The sequence below is a fragment of the Aliiglaciecola sp. LCG003 genome, from assembly GCF_030316135.1.
In the GTDB taxonomy this organism is placed as follows: domain Bacteria; phylum Pseudomonadota; class Gammaproteobacteria; order Enterobacterales; family Alteromonadaceae; genus Aliiglaciecola.
This window is the reverse complement of sequence record NZ_CP128185.1, coordinates 2531001-2550678: the sequence shown is the minus strand read 5'-3', so window position 1 is coordinate 2550678 and position 19678 is coordinate 2531001. Positions and strand designations below refer to the sequence as shown.

General features: G+C 42.9%; 15 protein-coding genes. 9 read left to right on the top strand and 6 right to left on the bottom strand.

The window, feature by feature from the left end; genetic code table 11:
- Window positions 1–28 precede the first annotated feature (28 nt).
- Window positions 29–1054, bottom strand: coding sequence for a LacI family DNA-binding transcriptional regulator (locus QR722_RS10970; RefSeq protein ID WP_286282889.1), 1026 nt, complete (start codon window positions 1052–1054; stop codon window positions 29–31).
- Window positions 1055–1336: 282 nt separating this feature from the next.
- Here QR722_RS10970 and glnS point away from each other — a divergent pair, with 282 nt between their 5' ends.
- From glnS to QR722_RS10950, 4 genes are all read left to right on the top strand, one after another.
- Complete coding sequence (gene glnS, locus QR722_RS10965; RefSeq protein WP_286282888.1) at window positions 1337–3001, top strand: glutamine--tRNA ligase; 1665 nt, start codon at window positions 1337–1339, stop codon at window positions 2999–3001.
- A 193-nt stretch (window positions 3002–3194) separates the two neighbouring features.
- Window positions 3195–3467: a hypothetical protein gene (locus QR722_RS10960; protein ID WP_286282887.1), complete on the top strand. Its 273-nt coding sequence runs from the start codon at window positions 3195–3197 to the stop codon at window positions 3465–3467.
- A 115-nt stretch (window positions 3468–3582) separates the two neighbouring features.
- Window positions 3583–4206 (top strand): carbonic anhydrase family protein, encoded by a 624-nt coding sequence (locus QR722_RS10955; RefSeq protein ID WP_286282885.1) that lies wholly within the window; start codon window positions 3583–3585, stop codon window positions 4204–4206.
- Window positions 4207–4609: 403 nt separating this feature from the next.
- Window positions 4610–4813: a hypothetical protein gene (locus QR722_RS10950; protein ID WP_286282884.1), complete on the top strand. Its 204-nt coding sequence runs from the start codon at window positions 4610–4612 to the stop codon at window positions 4811–4813.
- Between the two features lie 179 nt (window positions 4814–4992).
- On the opposite strand, the gene QR722_RS10945 is transcribed toward QR722_RS10950, so the two are convergent.
- The gene (locus tag QR722_RS10945) at window positions 4993–5676 is read right to left on the bottom strand and encodes a class I SAM-dependent methyltransferase (protein WP_286282883.1); all 684 of its coding nucleotides are present in this window, start codon (window positions 5674–5676) and stop codon (window positions 4993–4995) included.
- A 138-nt stretch (window positions 5677–5814) separates the two neighbouring features.
- Window positions 5815–6744 (bottom strand): histone deacetylase family protein, encoded by a 930-nt coding sequence (locus tag QR722_RS10940; protein WP_286282882.1) that lies wholly within the window; start codon window positions 6742–6744, stop codon window positions 5815–5817.
- Between the two features lie 72 nt (window positions 6745–6816).
- On the opposite strand from QR722_RS10940, the gene QR722_RS10935 reads away from it, so the two are divergent.
- Both QR722_RS10935 and adhP read left to right on the top strand, forming a co-directional pair.
- On the top strand, window positions 6817–9495 hold the full coding sequence (locus tag QR722_RS10935) for a bifunctional acetate--CoA ligase family protein/GNAT family N-acetyltransferase (protein ID WP_286282881.1): 2679 nt from the start codon (window positions 6817–6819) through the stop codon (window positions 9493–9495).
- A gap of 274 nt (window positions 9496–9769) precedes the next feature.
- The gene (gene adhP, locus QR722_RS10930; RefSeq protein WP_286282880.1) at window positions 9770–10792 is read left to right on the top strand and encodes an alcohol dehydrogenase AdhP; all 1023 of its coding nucleotides are present in this window, start codon (window positions 9770–9772) and stop codon (window positions 10790–10792) included.
- A gap of 138 nt (window positions 10793–10930) precedes the next feature.
- Here the strand turns inward: adhP and QR722_RS10925 are convergent, their stop codons facing one another.
- Window positions 10931–11674, bottom strand: coding sequence for a YciK family oxidoreductase (locus QR722_RS10925; RefSeq protein WP_286282879.1), 744 nt, complete (start codon window positions 11672–11674; stop codon window positions 10931–10933).
- Window positions 11675–11932: 258 nt separating this feature from the next.
- On the opposite strand from QR722_RS10925, the gene QR722_RS10920 reads away from it, so the two are divergent.
- Both QR722_RS10920 and sohB read left to right on the top strand, forming a co-directional pair.
- Window positions 11933–14512, top strand: coding sequence for a VolA/Pla-1 family phospholipase (locus tag QR722_RS10920; protein ID WP_286282878.1), 2580 nt, complete (start codon window positions 11933–11935; stop codon window positions 14510–14512).
- 166 nt (window positions 14513–14678) lie between these two features.
- Window positions 14679–15707, top strand: coding sequence for a protease SohB (gene sohB, locus QR722_RS10915; protein WP_286282877.1), 1029 nt, complete (start codon window positions 14679–14681; stop codon window positions 15705–15707).
- A gap of 160 nt (window positions 15708–15867) precedes the next feature.
- Here sohB and QR722_RS10910 read toward each other — a convergent pair whose 3' ends face one another.
- Window positions 15868–16146 carry a hypothetical protein gene (locus QR722_RS10910; RefSeq protein WP_286287646.1) on the bottom strand — a complete coding sequence of 93 codons (279 nt, stop codon included), beginning with the start codon at window positions 16144–16146 and terminating at the stop codon, window positions 15868–15870.
- 291 nt (window positions 16147–16437) lie between these two features.
- Here QR722_RS10910 and QR722_RS10905 point away from each other — a divergent pair, with 291 nt between their 5' ends.
- Complete coding sequence (locus QR722_RS10905) at window positions 16438–17697, top strand: DUF4397 domain-containing protein (protein ID WP_286282876.1); 1260 nt, start codon at window positions 16438–16440, stop codon at window positions 17695–17697.
- A 91-nt stretch (window positions 17698–17788) separates the two neighbouring features.
- On the opposite strand, the gene QR722_RS10900 is transcribed toward QR722_RS10905, so the two are convergent.
- Entirely contained in the window at window positions 17789–19615 is a 1827-nt protein-coding gene (locus QR722_RS10900; protein ID WP_286282875.1) for a M2 family metallopeptidase, read from the bottom strand.
- Between the last annotated feature and the right edge of the window lie 63 nt (window positions 19616–19678).

The window sequence follows — 19678 nt, the reverse complement described above, 5'->3', positions numbered from 1 at the left end:
ATGATTAAACAGATAATACCAAGTTTAACTATCGACTACCGCAAGACTGTCTTACTACTACTTCAACCTGCATCAACTGAGGTTCAACCACAGCACCACTAATCAATTTCAAAAGACTGTTGACCAGTAATTCGCCAGCCAAAGCGGTATTTTGCGCCACTGTGGTCAGGCCTGGGTTGGTAAAGCGGGAAACAGGAATGTTGTCATAACCAACTACTGCAACGTCATTTGGGACATTTAGTTGTTGATCTTGATAGGCTTGAATGACCCCAATCGCAATCAAATCACTGGCACAAAAAATGGCATCCACTTTATGTCCTTTGCTGATCAGTGTCTGAGCGGCTTCGTAGCCAGAATTTTCGGTCGAGAAGGCTTCAATTTGATTATCTTTAATAACCGCTAATCCTGCCTGTTTAAGGGCATCGCAATGGCCCAAATAGCGTGCTTGAAATTCAGGAGCATGGCTATCAGCACCCCCAATAAATGCAAAATGTTTACGACCAGCATCAATCAGGTGTTGGGTGATATCAAATCCACCTTGATAGTTGTCACAGCCGATAGAAACACCGGGGTGATCTTTATCTTGTGCGCCCCATCTCACGAAGTGAGTTTGTTGCTCTTCTAGTTGAGATAACTTATCACTGTAATCGACGAAGTCACCGTAACCGAGCAAAATGATCCCGTCGGCTTTATTGGTGTCTTCAAATTCGGCATGCCAATCATCACTCATGTTTTGAAAGGATATCAATAAATCGTATCCGGCTAGTGCACTGGCTTTGGTAATACTGCCGAGCATATTCAGAAAAAATGGATTGATTAAAGAGTCATCCGTGGTGGGATCTTCAAACAATAATAAAGCTATGGTGCGGCTTTGCTGTTGGCGTAAGTTACTGGCATTTTTATCCACCTTGTAATTTAGCTCGCGCGCAATAGCCTTAACTTTATCTTTGGTTTCTTGATTTACCAACGGGCTGTCTCGTAACGCTCTTGAAACAGTAGATTGGGAAACGCCCGCTAAATGAGCAATATCAAAGGATGTCGCTTTTGCTTTCATAATTATTACTTTATTAACTCAATTCGAAGACTTGCTTAGGGTTGCAAATTCTTGGCTTTATATAGAGGTTATACACCAGCTTAAAACTGAAATCTTTATTAATTTCACCACAAATGCACGCTTTTAGACGATAACAGCACTGAAATAGTTTTTTTATGTTTTTTTATCGCCACTTTCAGTGGATAATTAGCCTTTAATTAATTTAGCTTAAGGTATTATGCCGTTGGCGCAAAATACTCTAATAAGCCCTTTTTTATTGATACAGTTACAGGGGAATATTTAATGGCCGAGACAGACAGCCGTCCGACCAACTTTATACGTCAAATTGTCGACAAAGATTTGCAATCTGGGTTGCATCAATCTATTTGTACACGCTTTCCGCCAGAGCCAAATGGTTACCTTCATATTGGTCATGCAAAATCTATTTGTTTGAATTTTGGTATTGCTGAAGATTATCAGGGTACCTGCAATCTTCGATTTGATGATACCAACCCCGAAAAAGAAGACATAGATTTCGTTAACTCAATTAAAAATGATGTGCATTGGCTTGGTTTTGAATGGAATGGTGCGGAACGTTACTCGTCAAATTATTTTGATCAGTTGCATGGATATGCCGTTGAATTAATTCAAAAAGGTCTAGCATATGTGGACTTTTCTAATCAAGATGACATGCGCGAAATGCGTGGTACCTTAACCCAACCAGGTAAACACAGCCCATATCGCGACACCTCGGTAGAGACTAATTTAACTGAGTTTGCCAAGATGACGGCTGGTGAATACACTGAAGGGCATTGTGTATTGCGTGCCAAAATCGATATGGCATCTGCTTTCATGTGTATGCGTGATCCGGTTATTTATCGTATTCGATTTGCCCACCATCACCAAACAGGTGACAAATGGTGCGTTTACCCAATGTATGATTTTACCCATTGTATTTCTGATGCTATTGAGGGGATAACCCACTCTTTGTGTACCTTGGAATTCCAGGATAACCGTCGCTTATACGATTGGGTAATTGAAAATATTACTATTGAAGCCAAACCGCGCCAATACGAATTTTCTCGTTTAAACCTTGAATACACAGTATTGAGTAAGCGTAAGCTAATTCAGTTAGTTGATGAAAAACAAGTTTCTGGTTGGGATGATCCGCGTATGCCCACCATCGCTGGCTTGCGCCGTAGAGGTTATACTCCAGCTTCTGTTGTTGAGTTTTGCAAGCGTATTGGCGTGACCAAAATGGACAACATGGTTGAAATGAGCATGTTGGAAGCCTGTATTCGTGAAGATCTAAATGAAAGTGCCAATCGAGCCATGGCAGTATTAGATCCAGTCAAGATTGTGATCGAAAATTACCCTGAAGGGCAAACGGAACAGTTACAAGCTGCAAATCATCCTAATGATGAAACTAAAGGTAGCCGTATCTTACCTTTTGGCAAACAAGTGTTGATTGAAGCTGAAGATTTTCGTGAAGAAGCTAATAAGAAGTTTAAACGCTTAGTGTTGGGTAAAGAAGTTCGTCTGCGTAATGCTTACGTGATTAAAGCTGAACGGGTTGAAAAAGACGAGCAGGGCGAAGTGAAAACCATTTATTGTACTTACGATGCTGATACCTTGGGTAAAGACCCTGCTGATGGTCGTAAAGTCAAAGGTGTGATCCACTGGGTGAGTGCCGAGCATGGTATTCCTGCAGAAATTCGTCTGTATGATAGATTGTTTACGGTTCCTAATCCTGCTGCACAGGAAGATTTTCTGGCCACGATCAATCCCCAATCACTGGTGGTTAAGAATGGCGTGGTTGAGCCTAATTTACAACATGCAGAGGTTGGACAAGCCGTGCAGTTTGAACGCACAGGCTATTTCTGCAAAGACAAAGATAGTCAGCCTGACCATTTAGTATTTAATCGTACGGTTGGATTGCGCGACACTTGGGCCAAAATTGGCGATTAACTATTGTCTGAGCGCATTATTATAGAGCCCATCAATGAGATGGTTCTAAATGGTAGTTATGTCAAATCGAAGCGGCTCATTGTAAAGTGAGCCGCTTTTTTATGGCCCGAAACACTCGCAAATGAAGTCTTGATAATATTCGGGTTATTCACTTGTATCAGCCAAAAGGTTACTCTGAAAAGGAATTATCATCTTGTTTTTAATCGTGAAGCTACTTTTGTTACTCGCCGCACTTAAGTTACATGACGCAGTGGAAAAACCAGTGCCGCCTGCGTTACTGTATTCAGTACCGATCATATTGATAAGTTTACTTGCCGGATCTGCATCCTTTTTAGGCCTGCTATTTATTGCCTTGATTACGCTGTTTTTATCTTTATTGTATTTCTGGTTATTATCTAACTTCCCAACGGGTACAAAGTATTATTCAATCATGACTATTGGCGGGCTGTTATTGATAATATTATGATCCAATACTGGCGCAGTTAAGAACTAGTTCTGCCTGACTGCAGAATACAGCATCAGGTTTATTAAACCTTTTGTACGATACAAGTCACCAATTTAGTCAAATATAGCAGGGTAAAATGAAAACATTAACCAAACAAGACCAAGATGCAATCACTCCAGAACAAGCATTTACGCTATTAAAAGAAGGGAATTTACGTTTTATAAATAACCTAAAGGCTAACCGTAATCTGCTACAGCAAGCGAATGAAACATCTGATGGCCAGCACCCATTTGCTATCGTGCTAAGTTGTATAGATTCCAGAACCTCAGCAGAGATTATATTTGACCAAGGCTTAGGCGATATTTTTAGTGTGAGGATCGCAGGTAATATCCTTAACGAGGATATCTTGGGCAGTATGGAGTTTGCCTGCAAGGTAGCAGGGGCTAAGATTATCGTGGTGTTAGGACACAGTAAATGTGGCGCAATAATGGGCGCTTGTGATCATGTGGAAATGGGTAATTTGACTTCATTGTTAGCCAAAATTCGTCCCGCAATTGATGATGAAAATACCGTATTGGAAAACCGCAAGTCTGGCAACGATGAATTTGTTGAAAAGGTCACCTTAGTTAATGTTAAAAGAGGTATGCAAGGGATCATCCAGCGTAGCCCCATATTAAAAGAAATGGCTGAAAAAAATGAAATTAAAATTGTCGGCGGGATGCATGATCTCATGTCTGGCGAAGTGAGTTTTATTGTCTAACCTTATTACCTAAATTACTATCAAACATCACACATGATGAAGGCTTGGCCTAAGGTCATCGTGCATTTCACAATTTTTCCTATTATTTCCGCCCCGCACGGGGTGGAAATATTCTCGGTTTTCAGTTTAGATACTCGCACGCAGTTGTATTAATAGATTAAAACAAGCTATTCATCAGCAACAAGATAATGCTGCTGGTTAAATAATTACTCAGGATAATAAATTTACCTGTACAGTTGGTTGTTAAACATGCTAAAAAGATAAAATGCTCAGTATTTAGATTTGTAAAATACTGCCGACAGGGCAGGTTCCTATCAGAGCACAAATATTCTACTTTACCTGTGGACCCTTACAGGCAAATGCAGTTGAATTTCTAGGGGAAGTCAAACGGAGATAAGTTGTTATGAAATTGAAAAATAAAGTAACGTTAGCTTTAGTTGTTGGATTTACTGCTTTTAGTCTTGCGGCAAATGCCAAGAGTACTCAAGAAGCGGTCATTAATACAAGTTTTGATTCACTCGCGCTAGATACGGTTGTACTCAATACAGTTCCCGGTGGTTATTGCAGCTATTGGGAAAAATATATGGGCTGGTGCTCGCCAGACTAAAGGTATAACTTATATTGCGCCGGCGGGATAGTTATCCGCTGGCCACAAGATCCCGCTCTACACAATAAAGTTACACAACGTTTTTGGTTATGATTGTTCCACAGCCTATTTTTATCAACGTTGATCCTACTAAAGTTAGTAGCGTTAAATTTATAGATGCAATGTTCCGCAGTTGAGTATTACTTTTGTAGGGTTAACGGAAGACACTCTACTCTGCGACAAAACTTGAGAATTTGTCCTTTGAATTCTTGCGGCAGGTATTCGGTATGAACCGGATTTTGTTGGGTAGAGGTAAATCCATAATCGATCATTTTTGTCGTTAATTTGTTCTTACGGCCTCGTCCAGGGTCGACAATAATGACCTCGCAGGTTGGATTGGCATGTGCAGCAATGAAACTCGCTAGCAAATCGATATGCTCATCTTCATACAATAAGTCGCTGCCAATAATTAGATCAAATAAACCCAGATTGTCACTTTTAGCCGCCCAGTCTACTTGCTCGAAGGCAATAGTTTTGTCGCCATTTAATAGTGTATTTCGTTGTAAGAAGGTTTGAACTTCAGGATGATAATCAGTAGCTGTGATGTCAGTTAATTGTTTATTGAGCAGTAAGCTGGTCAGGGCCATGCCGCAACCAACTTCCAAAATCCTTTTAGAATCAGTCTGGTAATCAAGGATAAAATGAGCTAGCACTAAACTTGATGGCCAAATTATCCCAAATATCGGCCAAGAGGCTGATGATATGCCGAGCTTTTCAGCAATGCCTATGGGGTCATGAAATTCTTGATTATCCCGTAGCGTGCACATGTGGATATCTATTTTACCAAACTCTAGGGTTTGGTAGCATAAACGTAACATTGTCATTTGGCTGTCTCAATAATTGAGCGCTAAGCCAGCTATCGATGATAAATGACAAAACGAGGAGTTTTCACTAGGGTATAGCACTTGGTCAAAATGACAATCGATTTAACCCATCGCTAACCCACAATATCATTTCTGCCTTCATATCCTCATCAAGGCTCTTATATGAGCTGTTGCACCAGAACTCAACGCCGTAAGGCTATATCCTCCCTCAAGAAAGGACACTATTCGCCCTTCACAGCAGTTATCGGCTATTTCAATAAGTTGTTTGGTTAGCCAGCTATAGTCGTTATCGACTAAATTCCAATCAGCCAAGGGGTCTGAGCGATGACCATCAAAACCTGCTGATATTAAAATTAGCTGTGGGTTAAACGCCCTTAATTCTGGTAGCACGCGCTGAGAGTAACATTGCCTGAATGTGTCAGAATCTGTCCCTGCTGGTAAGGGGTAATGCAGGCAATTTGCTGAGGCTTTTTCAGGGATCGCATAAGGGTAAAAGGGATATTGATAAGAGGAGAGAAAAAGAATTGCAGGATCATTTTTGACAATATCCTCTGTGCCGTTTCCATGATGTACATCAAAGTCCACTATCGCTATGCGTGTTAGCTTGTATTGCTGTTGCGCGTAGGTGGCGGCGACAGCGATATTATTGAATAGGCAAAATCCCATGGATTTGTCTTTCTCTGCGTGGTGGCCGGGTGGCCTTATGGCACAAAATGCATTGCTAAACTTATGGTCAAATATGCCATCTAAAGCGACCATACCTGAGCCAGCAGCGTAAAGAGCCGCATCGAAAGATCCATGGTTCATCCTGGTATCCTCGTCAATGTTTAAATATTGTCCTTTGATGGGAGCATGTTGTTGAATGCGCTCTACATGACGTGGTGTATGTGTTTGCTTTAAAAGATCTATTGATACTTTATGTGAGGGTAATTTTTGTACAAAATTAGCCAAACCCGATTGGATCATTGCGTCTTGTATAGCATGTATGCGATCAGGACTTTCAGGATGGTCATGTCCCATATCGTGAAGTAAGCAGCTTGGATGAGATATAAAAGCCGTTTGAGACATAGATTAACCTTAACTTTATTGTGGAATTATTATACTAGCAAATGATTGCACCTTGGTCATGAGAGATTAACCATGAAACATTATTTACACTCATTTTTCTCACCCAATTCAATTGCGCTATTAGGCGCCAGCGAACGGGCATCATCTATCGGCCGCACTGTGCATCAAAATTTAACCTCCAATGCCTTTGCTGGGCCAATTTATTTGATCAATCCTAATCATGATGTCTTGTTCGAGCAGCCTTGCTTTCATTCCATCATGGATGTTAAGCAGCCAGTGGAACTGGCAATCATAGCAGCTCCGGCCGCGGTTGTGACAAAACTGATGGACGAGTGCGGCAAGTGTGGTGTCAAAGCTGTGATCATTTTGACTGCTGGATTTGGCGAAGGGAATGATTCTGGTAAGCGACTCCAAGAATCTGTCTCACACGTCGCCAGACGTTACAATATTCGTTTTATTGGGCCCAATTGTTTAGGCTTAATAAGGCCGAACTCTGGACTCAATGCAACCTTTCACAGTGGCAAGGTTGATACTGGTAGTATTGCCTTGATTTCACAGTCGGGCGCATTGTGCACCTCGATATTGGATTGGGCCAAAAGCCGAAATATTGGTTTTTCCGCTGTGGTATCCATAGGCGGAGCGGCGGATGTGCACTTTGGTGAGCTGTTAGATTACCTTACCTTTGATCCTCAAACCAAAAGTATCCTATTATATATTGAGGGCATCAATCATGCTCGCTCGTTTATCAGTGAATTAAAACGTGCATCAAGGGTGAAACCTGTATTAGTCATGAAAGTCGGCCGTCATAGTCAAGGAAGCACCGCGGCGCAAACCCATACTGGGGTTATCTCTGGCGAAGATGATGTATTTAATGCGGTGCTAAGACAAGCTGGAGTGGTCAGAGGGTATCGTGTTTACGATCTCTTTGTTGCGGCAACGGTACTCTCTACCAATAAGCGCTTACAGGGTGAAAACCTGGTTATCGTGACTAATGGGGGAGGGCCAGGTGCTATTGCAGCAGATCGAGCCAGTGATTTAGACTTGAATCTTTTGCCATTGAGCAAACACAGCAAGCAGCAGCTAAACGAGGTTTTACCCAGTAACTGGTCACAAGATAACCCCATAGACATTATTGGTGATGCGCCTCCACAACGCTATAAGCAGGCCCTATCCATTTGTTTAGCAGACAAAGACATTGATGGCATTGTGATTATTTTATCGCCGCAAGCGATGACACAACCTTTGGAGGTAGCAAAGCTAATTATTGAGGCCGCCAAAGAAAGTGCCAAAATGATCATCTGCTGTTTTATGGGCGGAGCACAGGTTCAACAATCCAGAGCTTTGCTTGAAAAGAATCATATACCAAGTTATGACACGCCCGAGGCTGCCATGGAGGCCTTTTCTTATCTGGTTAATTTCACCCGCAACCAAAAACTATTGTTGCAAGCCCCTGAGCCCTTACAAAAAGAAGTCAAAGTGAATATTGAAGGCTCTAAAATGGTGATTGAAAATGCCCTGTCTGAAGGTCGTACCGTTTTAACAGAGTTAGAGTCCATGGCCATTCTTAATGCCTACCATATTCCCACCACCCGAGCAGGATTAGCTCGGGATGCAACGGAAGCGGTTATGTTAGCTGAGTCTATTGGTTATCCCGTGGTAATGAAGGTCTATAGCAAAGAGATCACCCATAAATCTGATGTCGGTGGCGTGCGATTAGGTATATCTAATGCCGAAGCTGTCAAGGCTGCTTATCAAGACATTTTCGTTGCGGTCTCAAAGCATTATCCCGATAGCGAGATTAGCGGTGTTACCGTTGAGTCAATGTACACCAAAAAGAATAGTCGGGAACTGTTAGTAGGCATAGCCAATGACAAGGTATTTGGTCCGGTTATTACCTTTGGTGCAGGTGGAACTGCGGTTGAAATTATGGGAGATAGAGAAATCGCCATCCCGCCTTTAAATAAAACCTTGGCACAAGAACTAATGATCCATACGCGCATTTCTAAAATGCTGGGAAAATTCCGTCAGCTTCCAGCTTGCAATATATCGGCTATTGAACATGTTTTGCTGCGGCTGTCGGAAATGGCCTGTGAGCTTCCATGGATAAAAGAGCTAGATATCAATCCATTAGTGGTAGATGAAGAAAATGCCATCGCCTTGGATGCTAGAATAGTGGTGGCCCATAACGCGCAAATTGGACGCTATACACATATGGCAATCCATCCGTACCCTGTGGAGCTGGTTACCACCGAAGTACTAAAATCTGGTGATGTACTGCAGATCCGTCCCATACGTCCTGAAGACGCTACAATTGAACGAAACTTTGTCAATGGCCTTTCTGCAGAAGCGAAATACTTCCGCTTTATGCAAAACATAAAAGAGTTGCCGCAAAGTATGTTAGTGCGATTTACTCAAATTGACTATGACCTTGAAATGGCTCTCATTGCAGTTGTCGGAACCGACAGTGAGGAGAGGGAAATTGGGGTCGCCAGGTATGTTACCAATATTGACAAGACCAGTTGTGAATTTGCCGTGGTGGTAGCGGATGAATGGCACCGAAAAGGGATCGCGATGCGCTTAATGAAAGCGCTCATAGATAGTGCCAGAACTGAAGGTCTAGTCAGTATGGAAGGTATGGTCTTGGCGGAAAATAAAGCGATGTTGGCATTTTGTCACCAGCTAGGTTTTGATGTGGAGCAAGATAAACTTGATCCAAGCCTGTGTAACGTTGTGAAGTATTTAAGAGAGTAAAATAAAAATGAGGCTGATAGGTTACAACAGAGATTTTTTGCTCGGCTAAAACGATGCTGCAGTTATCCATCTTGTCAAAGACAGTATATGCAGCCCTCAACAACAATTCCGAATCGCCGGCAAATTGGTAAAACATTGATCCTGATCAGGTTGGCCAAAACCAAAGCGGTTAATATGAGCGCTGAATTAAATCTTGCTGCTAGTGAACTCGTCTCTTCGCTTATTGCACGCTATAGATCAATAAAAATTGACTTACGAATTAAGGAACGCCTGTATGAAAGCCGCTGTAGTTAGCACATTCAAAGAACGGTTAGAAATCAAAGATATTGCCATTCCTGATGTTGGCGCAAAAGATGTTTTGGTAAAGATTCATGCCTGTGGTATTTGTCATACGGATCTTCATGCCTGTCATGGCGATTGGCCGGTAAAACCTAAGTTACCTTTGGTCCCTGGACATGAAGGTGTGGGTGAAATTGTTAAATTAGGCTCTGAAATACATCATTTAAAAGTCGGTGACCGTGTTGGTATTCCTTGGTTGTTTTCTGCCTGCGGGCAATGCGACTATTGTTTAGAGGGTCAAGAAACGCTATGCCTAGAACAGCAAAATGCAGGCTATTCAGTAGATGGGTCTTACGCTGAATATTGTCTGGCCAATGGAGACTATGTGGTCAAAATTCCAGATAATCTTAGCTTTGTTGATGCCGCGCCTCTGTTTTGTGCGGGAGTTACCACCTATAAGGCATTAAAAGTTTCGGAAGTGAAACCAGGGCAATGGATGGCCATTGTTGGCGCTGGGGGCTTAGGCCATTTAGCTATTCAGTATGCATTAGCTATGGGTATGAAGGTTATTGCAGTGGATACAGGTGCCGAAAAAATGGCATTGGCTAAAAAGTTAGGTGCGACTCATTTCATTGACTTTAAACATGACAAACCTTCAGAAAAAATCCAGCAACTGGTGGGCGGCGCACACGGAGTAGTCTGCACCGCGGTGTCTAAAGTGGCTTTTGCAGAGTCCTACCGTTCAGTGCGTCGTGGCGGATCCATTGTTCTAGTAGGGTTACCGCCAGAGGAGATGCCTATTCCAATATTTGATACGGTATTAAATGCTGTCAAAGTTATTGGTTCTATCGTCGGCACTCGCAAAGACCTCAAAGAGTGCTTGCAATTCGCTGCTGATGGTAAAGTGAAAGCGATTATCGAGGTGAAGCCCTTAGAGCAAATCAACGAGATTTTTGCCGATATGCTAAAAGGTGAAATCACTGGGCGTATAGTGGTTGATATGGGCAATGAGGCTTGAGCAGAGTTAGATTCATGGCTCCAAAGTGATAAGACTATGTCAGCTATCCCTGCTAAATTTATACTAGCTGATTGACATCAATCCGTCTCAATACTCAATCAAGAATAGACGGATTGATGTTAACGCCAACATTTGCGTTTATTTAGGCTGGGCAACGAAGGTTTTACCATTTTCGCTTTTGCTCTCATCAGACATCAAATATAAATATAACGGCATGATATCTTGCGGTGCTTTTAAATCGTCGGGGTTTTCCGCTGGAAAAGCTTTGGCACGCATCGATGTGCGAGTGGCTCCAGGATTAATAGCGTTGAAGCGTAAACTGGTATTACTGTATTCATCGGCGAGCACTTGCATCATTCCTTCAGTGGCAAACTTTGATATGGCATAGGTGCCCCAATATGCGCGGCCTTTATTTCCCACTGAAGATGAGGTAAATAGCACGGACGCACAAGGAGCCAACGCCAAGGGATCGAGTAAAGCTTGGGTCATCAAGAACTCACTTTTTAGATTGACCTGCATCACCTCGTCAAACAACTCTTCGGTTATTTGCTTGAGCGGCTCAAGATGACCCAGCACGCTTGCGTTGTGCAATAAACCATCTAATTTACCGAATTGATTAATGATAGTTGCGGCCATGTCTCGGTAGTGTTGGGCAGTTGCACCTTTTAAATCAAGGGGCACTATTGCGGGCTCTGGGCCACCGCTAGTCACTATCTGGTCATACACATTTTCAAGTTTCTTGACCGTGCGACCTAATAAGATAACAGTCGCGCCATGTGCCGCAAAAGACAGCGCAGCGGCTTTGCCTATGCCGCCTCCGGCCCCTGTGACTAGAATAACTTTGTTTTCCAATTCATTTGGAGATGCAACGTAATTAAGCATTGGATAATACGAATAAATTTAAAGATAACCAATATTAACATCTGCTCCACTTCATAGGTAATCCTTTTGCACGTTGAATTACGTCACAAATACTTAACAAACCTTTGCAAATAGATAACAAAGTCAATACTATGAGGACAATGATAACTGGTCTAACTTGTTAATAAAGTGAGTTGTCCAACGATTGAACAATGATCGTTTGATTAATAAACTTTTTTGATGGATTACAAAAGATTTAACCGTAGTGTGGGAGAAATAATGAAAAAACTGTTAATCAGTACAAGTATCGCTGCAGTGTTTGTGCTCGCTGGTTGCGGTGGTGGCGACGAACTTAAACAAATTCAAAATGAGACGACGAAAAGCGTACCTGCATCGAGAATTAAGTTTGATCCTTCCAACAGCGTACTAAATGTACCAAATGATCTATTTTTCGCGCTAGTCGAGCGTACAGACGACGGCACTCTTGAAATGCCTGATGAAGTAGCAGGCCAAGCAAATGGTGGTACACCTGATTTCGGTAATCCTTCTGCTGCATTAGGGGCACTAGATGGTTGGTCCACTCAACATCCATTTACCTTTGGTACCAGTCACCCTGATGGTGTTAGCTTGGACGCGGCTTCAGTAGCAGCGCCAGGTGCCGTACGTATTTTTGAAGGGGCCATCGGTGGTGATTTAAATGATCCTGATTGCACAACTGCACCGCCAATTACTGGTTGTAAAGTAGGTGCTGAACTGACATTCGGTGTTGACTTTATCACTCAGGCCAAGGGTGACGATATTGCCATAGTGCCGCTTAAACCATTGAAAGAGTCAACTTCGTACTACGTGGTTGCAACAACTAATCTAACTGCTGGTGGAAAGGCATTAGAGCCTTCTACCACCTATGAGTTAATCCGCCAAGATATTAATACTTTACCTTTGGCAACAGAATCTCAACGCAGTTTGCAAGGTATTATTAATTCTTATGAAGCGGTGCTTACTAGCCAAGCTGGTTTGAGTGCAGATGAAATTATATTCGCTTTCACATTCACCACTCAATCTACAACATCGCTAATCAGCACGGCTAAACAACTGCAAATCGGTGGTTTCGCTCAAGCCTTGCAAGCAGGTTTAACCCCTGCACAAGCCGCAGCATACCTACCTGTTATTCCTGTGACTGAAGCTCCAGCGGATAATGTGTTTGATGTTTTAGCACCGGCACTGTTGGGTCAAGCCCAATTAGCACAACTGACTGCGGTTGGTTTGAATACCTGTGATGGCCTGATTGCCGCGGTAACTAACCCGTCTTCGCCATTATTTGCTACTGCTGCATCTGTTTTCCCTCAAGTTGGCGCATTTTGTGCGGCTTCTTTGAAAGCAGGTACCGTTGACCTACCATATTACCTTAGTGCAACTGATCCGTTGAACGGTCGTTGGAACGCAGCTTGTACCAATGGTTTAGCACTGCAAACTATCGGTGCTGAGCAAATAGGCGCATTGCTAACAAATGGCACTATTACTGCTGGCCCAAATAACGATTTATGTCAGGCGGCCTCTGGGGGTCAACTGATGGATTTGGACTTAACCAATTTAGGTATTAATGATTTGCGTCATGTAACACGCTATAGTCCAATTCCAGCTAGACAGGGAAGTAACGACGATGGTACTGAAACGTTAGACGTACAGATTACAGTCCCTGATCCGTCAGTGGTTAACGTGCTTGCGGCTATTCCTGAATCAGGCGTTTCTGCTATTACTAAACCCGAAGGCGGTTGGCCAATAGTGATATTGCAACATGGTATTACTTCTAAGAAAGAAGATTTCTTAGCGATCACCGGCGCTTTATCACTGGCAGGTTATGCAACTGTAGCAATTGACCATCCTTTGCATGGTAGCCGCGGTTTCACTATTGATGGCCAAGTGGTTAATACATCTGGCGGTTTCGGTGGTTCAACCACCGATTATATGAACCTAGCGTCATTATTGACGACCCGTGACAACAATCGTCAAAGTATTGTTGACATTATGGGCCTGCGTTTAGGCTTAAATGCCATAGTAGATACCACAGGTGGAACGGTTGATCTTAATGCCGGCAAAGTTTCCTTCATTGGTCAAAGCTTAGGTTCTATTTCTGGAATCAGTGCTGTGGCAGTTGCCAACCAGTCTTTCGGCGAAGACAGTCCGTTGAATGCATTTGATGGTATGTATAACTTCGAATCTGCAGTCTTTAGTGTGCCTGGCGGCGGTATTTCTGGCTTCCTAATTGAATCGCCGAGCTTTGGCAATTTAATCAAGGGCTCTTTGTTAGCCGCTTCTTCCACTGATTTCCAACAGTTCCTTGCAACTTACGCTGCTGAACAGGAGATCCCTGCAGATCAAGCCATTGTTCCAGCCTTTATCGCGTTTGAAGCCCAATTGACTGAAGCACAACGTGCTGGTGTTAATGCTACTTTTGCAAGCTTTGTGTTTGCGGCGCAAACAATCAGTGATGCTGCAGATCCAAATAACTTTGCTGCCCTATTGGCAGGTAATAGTAAATTTGTGTTTCATGAAGTTGTTGGTGGTGGCGTGAACGATGATGGTTCAGTCGCACTGCCGGATCAGGTTATTCCAAACAGTACAACCAATTCTTCAACTTTCGCCGGAACTGAGCCTCTTGCTCGATTCGCTGGCTTGAGTGGAGTGTCTACTACTACAGAAGGCAATGGTTTGGTGCGTTTCGTAGCAGGTTCACATTCATCATTGCTCAATCCATCGCCTAGTGCGGCGGTAACGGCTGAAATGCAACGCCAAGCTGCGACATTCTTGGCAACCAATGGAACTATAGTAGTGACTAATCCAGAGGTTGTTGCGAACTAGTTTCTAGCTGGTCAGAATAACAAAAAAGCCAAGTCACTGACTTGGCTTTTTTTATGTGAAATTGGTAAAAAAGCCCTGATCATGTATCTTGTCTGCAAATCTGGGTTTTAATTAGCAAAAATAGCCCCATAACCATCAGGTATTATTTTTTAACTAGGAGTGTCATTTGGAGTTTTTATTTCAATACGGTTTGTTTGCTGCCAAAGCTATTACTATTGTTGTAGCAATACTATTGGTTGTAGGAGGCATAATTGCCTTAGCAGCAAAACAAAAACAGGGATCAGGACAGCTCGAAATTAAATCTTTGTCTGAGCAAATTGAAGAGTTGAAACAGCATGCAAAGCACTTGCTGCTAGACAAATCTGAGTTGAAACAGCAACAAAAAGATGAAAAGAAAGCTGAAAAAGCAGCCAAGAAAGCTAAAGATGCGGATAAAGATCATAAAGCGAATTTGTTTGTAGTCGACTTCAAAGGCTCAATGGACGCGCACGAAGTTGATAGTTTACGCGAAGAAGTCACCGCGATTTTGTGCAGTGCGCAAAAGCAGGATGAAGTATTAGTTAGGCTTGAAAGTGGCGGGGGGGTGGTACATGGTTATGGCTTAGCCGCGTCTCAATTACAACGTTTAAAAGACCGTGACATTCACCTAACGGTAGCGGTAGACAAAGTCGCGGCAAGTGGCGGATACATGATGGCCTGCGTAGCTGACCATGTTTTGAGTGCCAAGTTTGCCATTATAGGTTCAATTGGTGTGATTGCCCAACTACCTAATTTCAATAAGTTATTAAAACGCAATAATATCGAATTTGAACAACACACTGCTGGGGATTTTAAACGAACGCTGACTATGTTTGGTGAAAACAATGATCAGGGACGTGAAAAGTTCAAGCAAGAATTGGAAGAAGTGCATGTGATGTTCAAAGACTTTGTGTCTTCACATCGCCAGCAATTGGATATCGACAGAGTCGCAACAGGCGAGTACTGGTATGGTGCTAAAGCACAAGAGCTAGGCTTGGTAGATGAAATCCAAACTTCAGATGATTTTTTGTTGAACAAGTTAACCAGCCATAAGATTTATTCAGTGAAATATTCCAAGAAGAAAAGTGTGGCAGAACGCTTGGGTATGGCGGCGTCAACTGGAATTGAATCAGCATTAATTAAACTCTGGTCAAAAGGCCAAACGATTTTTAAATAGTGCGAATGTTTTAAGTATCGCGGTTGATGATCAAGTTAGCTCTGGTTAATTTGTTCATCCTACAAAGCAACCCGATTTGAGCTTTATCCAGCTCAAGTCGGGTTTTTTATATTGAGCTTCTATTTATAACATGTTGAAATATTGTTAGTTAGCTACATTCTCAATCGTGCATTTTTTGTTGAATGTTAATTAGGATAAATTCCGCTGGTTTGTTAACTGCAACCGCAAAAGAGATACGAAACATGCCATCCTCTATGTCTTGGCTGGTCATCGATTGGTTTAATCCTATGTTGACATAGAAAGCATCGCTAGGCTTAACGCCTACCAGTCCACCTTGTTTCCAAATATCGGTCAAAAAATTAGATACCATATTTTTTATCAGTGGCCAGGTCGGAGGCTCGTTTGGCTGAAATACAAAAGCCTTAACGGCTAATGCTATCGATTGCTCTAACCTAATTTTATGATTTATTCGCCTTTAGTAAAAATGACTTCAAATATCACCTCGAATTTTTAATACTAAATACAATAAGATGAATAACAAATAATAAATTATTTACCTTTCTCTGATCTTCTAAAATTTTTACAGCGTAAGGATCAATGTTGATAAACAGAAGGTGATAATGATGAAATCGATAAAAATATTTACCCTGATGACGGTGTTTTCGTTTGCGTTAGTGGGCTGTAATAATGACGACGATGAAGTTGTAACTCCCCTCAAGCTAAAACTAGCGTGAGAGTAATTCATGCTGCACCCGACGCGCCACCTGTCAATGTATACGCCAGTGGCAGTATTTTAGCTGGCCTTGAAAATGTTGACTATCAAGAGGGCTCCGAAACCATTGAAGTTGATGCTGGTAGTTACGATGTTCGTGTAGAAGCTGTCATCCCAGGTGGCAATATGGACGTCATCAACGAAACACTGCTGCTTGAACAAGATACCTTATACAACGTATTTGCTATTGATACGGTTGCCCAGGACGTAGAGCCATTAATTTTGGCTAATCCGATTACGGCCGTTTCAGCTGGCAATGCTCGAGTACAAATCGTGCATGTCGCGCCTAATGCGCCAGCGGTAGACATATATGTTACGACCCCCGGGGACGATATCACAACAGCTCAACCTTTGGTCACCGCAGACTTTAGAGATTTTACTGGGCAGACAGAGGTCGCAGCTGGCGATTATCAAGTGCGTATTACCTTAGCAGGTGCGACGGAGGTGATTTACGACTCTGGGACATTGAGCTTAACTGATGGCGCAGATTTGGTCGTGGCAGCCACTCAAAGTGTCGCGGCAGGCGGATCGCCGGTTACTTTACTAATAATCGATGATGCTGGGGCAGGACAAGTGTTGGACGTCAATTCGGGGTCAGATTTACGTGTGGTTCACGGTATCGCTGACGCACCAGCGGTTGATGTCATAGCAAACAATGAAATTGTATTGTTCGACGGTCCTCAATTCACCCAATTTTCTGAGTATATCAATATAGGCGCAGCGTCTTACACTATAGATGTAGTGGCTGACGCAGATAATAATATTGTTGCCATCGACGACGCGCCTGTGACATTAGAGTCTGGTAAAATTTATACTGCAATAGCCAACAATACCCTTGCCAACGCCGACCTCGATCTTGTCACTGATATGCCACGTTCTGTGGCAACTGAAGCCAAGGTAAGGATCATTCATGCCGCCTCTGCGGCCGGGGCAGTTGATTTATATATCACGTCGGATGGCGGCATTATTGCAGTGGAGCCTAGTTTCGTAAATATTGATTACAGTACTGGAGCACTCACCGATACAGGTTATGTCAGTTTGGCAGCGGGCGATTACGTAGTGACCGTCACTGCTACAGGAAGCAAAGAAGCTGTGATTGAAACACCAGTTTTGAGTTTAGACGGGGGAGGAGTATACACAGCGATAGCGGTGAATGGTGAGGCTGATATGCCACCACAACTGATTACATTGGACGATTTAGCTGGGCCATCAATTTAGTTAAATTTATCCAAAATTTAACGCCATAAAAAAAGCACCTCTGTTGAGGTGCTTTTGGCATTTAGGGATAACTATTCAGAATAAGTATCTATCACCATCCACATTGACGGTTTTTATTTTGTTCATCCAACCAGACTTTCAGCGGGGCAAAGTAATCTAGTACTGCCGTTGCATCCATTTGATCTTTACCTGTCAAGGTTTCAAGCGCTTGCTGCCAGGGCTGACTTTGCCCCATCTCTAACATGGCGTTGAGGGCTGTGCCTGCATCTTTACTACCATAAATAGAACAGCGGTGCACCGGTCCTTTATCTCCGGCTATTTCACAAAGGGATTTGTGAAATTGAAATTGTAAAATGTGTGCAAGGAAGTATCGGGTGTAAGGCGTATTAGCCGGAACATGATACTTTGCGCCGGGATCGAAAGCATCCGCAGGTCGTTCAATGGGTGATTGTAGACCCTGATATTTCTCTCTCAATTCCCACCAAGCGGTATTATAATCTTCTGGCTTGATTTCGCCTGAAAACACCTTCCAACGCCATTGGTCAACCATTAATCCGAATGGCACAAAGGCAATTTTATCCAAGGCTAATTTGAGTAACATACCAATGTCGTTTGACGCATCAGGTACAGTATCTACCAAACCAATTTCTTTTAAATATTTGGGTGTAATTGATAAAGCTATAGTGTCACCAATAGCTTCATGGAAGCCATCGTTAGCTGAACCTTGATACAACAAAGGTAATTGATTGTACGCTCGTTGATAATAGTTATGACCCAGTTCGTGATGGATAACGGCAAACTCTTCACCGGTTTTCTGAATACACATTTTGATGCGAAGATCGTCTTTATTATCCAAATTCCAAGCTGATGCATGGCAAACTACATCTCTATCGGCTGGCTGAGTAAACAGTGAACGTTGCCAAAAGGTCTCTGGTAGAGGCTCAAAACCTAAAGAAGAAAAGAATGACTCCGCTTGTTTGACCATTTTAACTTCATCGTAGTTATGCTCATCCAGCGCGGCCGTGACATCTATCACATCGAGCTTCTCATCGGGTTTGACTATGTCGTAGATATTTCCCCAAGTTTGGCCCCACATGTTGCCTAGTAGATGGGCTGGAATAGGCTGGTCTTGCGGAACTACTTGTTCGCCGTACTCTTCACCTAATTCCGCTCGAACGTGACAATGAAGGGCTTCGTAAAAAGGTTTTACTTGACCCCACAAACGGTCTAATTCGACTGCAAAATCATCGGCTGGCATATCATAAGCACCACGCCACAATTCGCTAGTATCCTCGAAACCAAGTTCTTGAGAACCTAAATTGGCCAACTCAGTTTGTTCTACATATAAGTCTTTCATTGGCGGAGAAACCTCTCGCCAACCTTGCCACATCTCTAACAATAATTTTGGATCTCGTTCGGTGGCCATGATATTTGACATGTCGGTCAGTCTGAAACACTCTTCTTCACTTCGGCAATACTTACCACTGCCATACATACCGGAAAGTTGGGACCCTAACTCGGCTAAGCGTGCTGACTTATCTGGGTCGGCTGGGGCCGGCATAACTAGGCCATTACGCATTAAATTGAGTTTGCGACGGGTATCTGTGTCAACTTCTATTTGATTAAATTTGGCTGATTCTTTGGCCAGCCCAGACACTGTGGCGGTGATCTTCTCAGACATATAAGCACTAAGTGCAGCGGTGTCTTGATTAATATAAGTCTGATATGCCCACTCAGCTTGCGCGGCGGGAAGTTGTAATGTGGCAATGTCTTGTTGGGCTTTATCAACAAAATCTTTGGCGTCTTTAGCGGTCAATGGAGTGGGCACTTCTTTAGAGACGACTTGCTTGTCGCCACAGGCGCTGAGGCAAAGTGCGGCGACCACCACCACTGTGCATTTATCTAATCTTATGTTCATTGTTGTACCTTCTTAACTGCAATAGATGGCTGATAGAAACAAAAAAACGGCTTCAAAAGCCGT

What these genes read in the sequence shown, in the direction of transcription:
- QR722_RS10970 (WP_286282889.1), bottom strand. Translation starts at nt 1,054, where the DNA reads ATGAAAGCAAAAGCGACATCCTTTGATATTGCTCATTTAGCGGGCGTT.
- glnS (WP_286282888.1), top strand. Translation starts at nt 1,337, where the DNA reads ATGGCCGAGACAGACAGCCGTCCGACCAACTTTATACGTCAAATTGTC.
- QR722_RS10955 (WP_286282885.1), top strand. Translation starts at nt 3,583, where the DNA reads ATGAAAACATTAACCAAACAAGACCAAGATGCAATCACTCCAGAACAA.
- QR722_RS10950 (WP_286282884.1), top strand. Translation starts at nt 4,610, where the DNA reads ATGAAATTGAAAAATAAAGTAACGTTAGCTTTAGTTGTTGGATTTACT.
- QR722_RS10945 (WP_286282883.1), bottom strand. Translation starts at nt 5,676, where the DNA reads ATGACAATGTTACGTTTATGCTACCAAACCCTAGAGTTTGGTAAAATA.
- QR722_RS10940 (WP_286282882.1), bottom strand. Translation starts at nt 6,744, where the DNA reads ATGTCTCAAACGGCTTTTATATCTCATCCAAGCTGCTTACTTCACGAT.
- QR722_RS10935 (WP_286282881.1), top strand. Translation starts at nt 6,817, where the DNA reads ATGAAACATTATTTACACTCATTTTTCTCACCCAATTCAATTGCGCTA.
- adhP (WP_286282880.1), top strand. Translation starts at nt 9,770, where the DNA reads ATGAAAGCCGCTGTAGTTAGCACATTCAAAGAACGGTTAGAAATCAAA.
- QR722_RS10925 (WP_286282879.1), bottom strand. Translation starts at nt 11,674, where the DNA reads ATGCTTAATTACGTTGCATCTCCAAATGAATTGGAAAACAAAGTTATT.
- QR722_RS10920 (WP_286282878.1), top strand. Translation starts at nt 11,933, where the DNA reads ATGAAAAAACTGTTAATCAGTACAAGTATCGCTGCAGTGTTTGTGCTC.
- QR722_RS10900 (WP_286282875.1), bottom strand. Translation starts at nt 19,615, where the DNA reads ATGAACATAAGATTAGATAAATGCACAGTGGTGGTGGTCGCCGCACTT.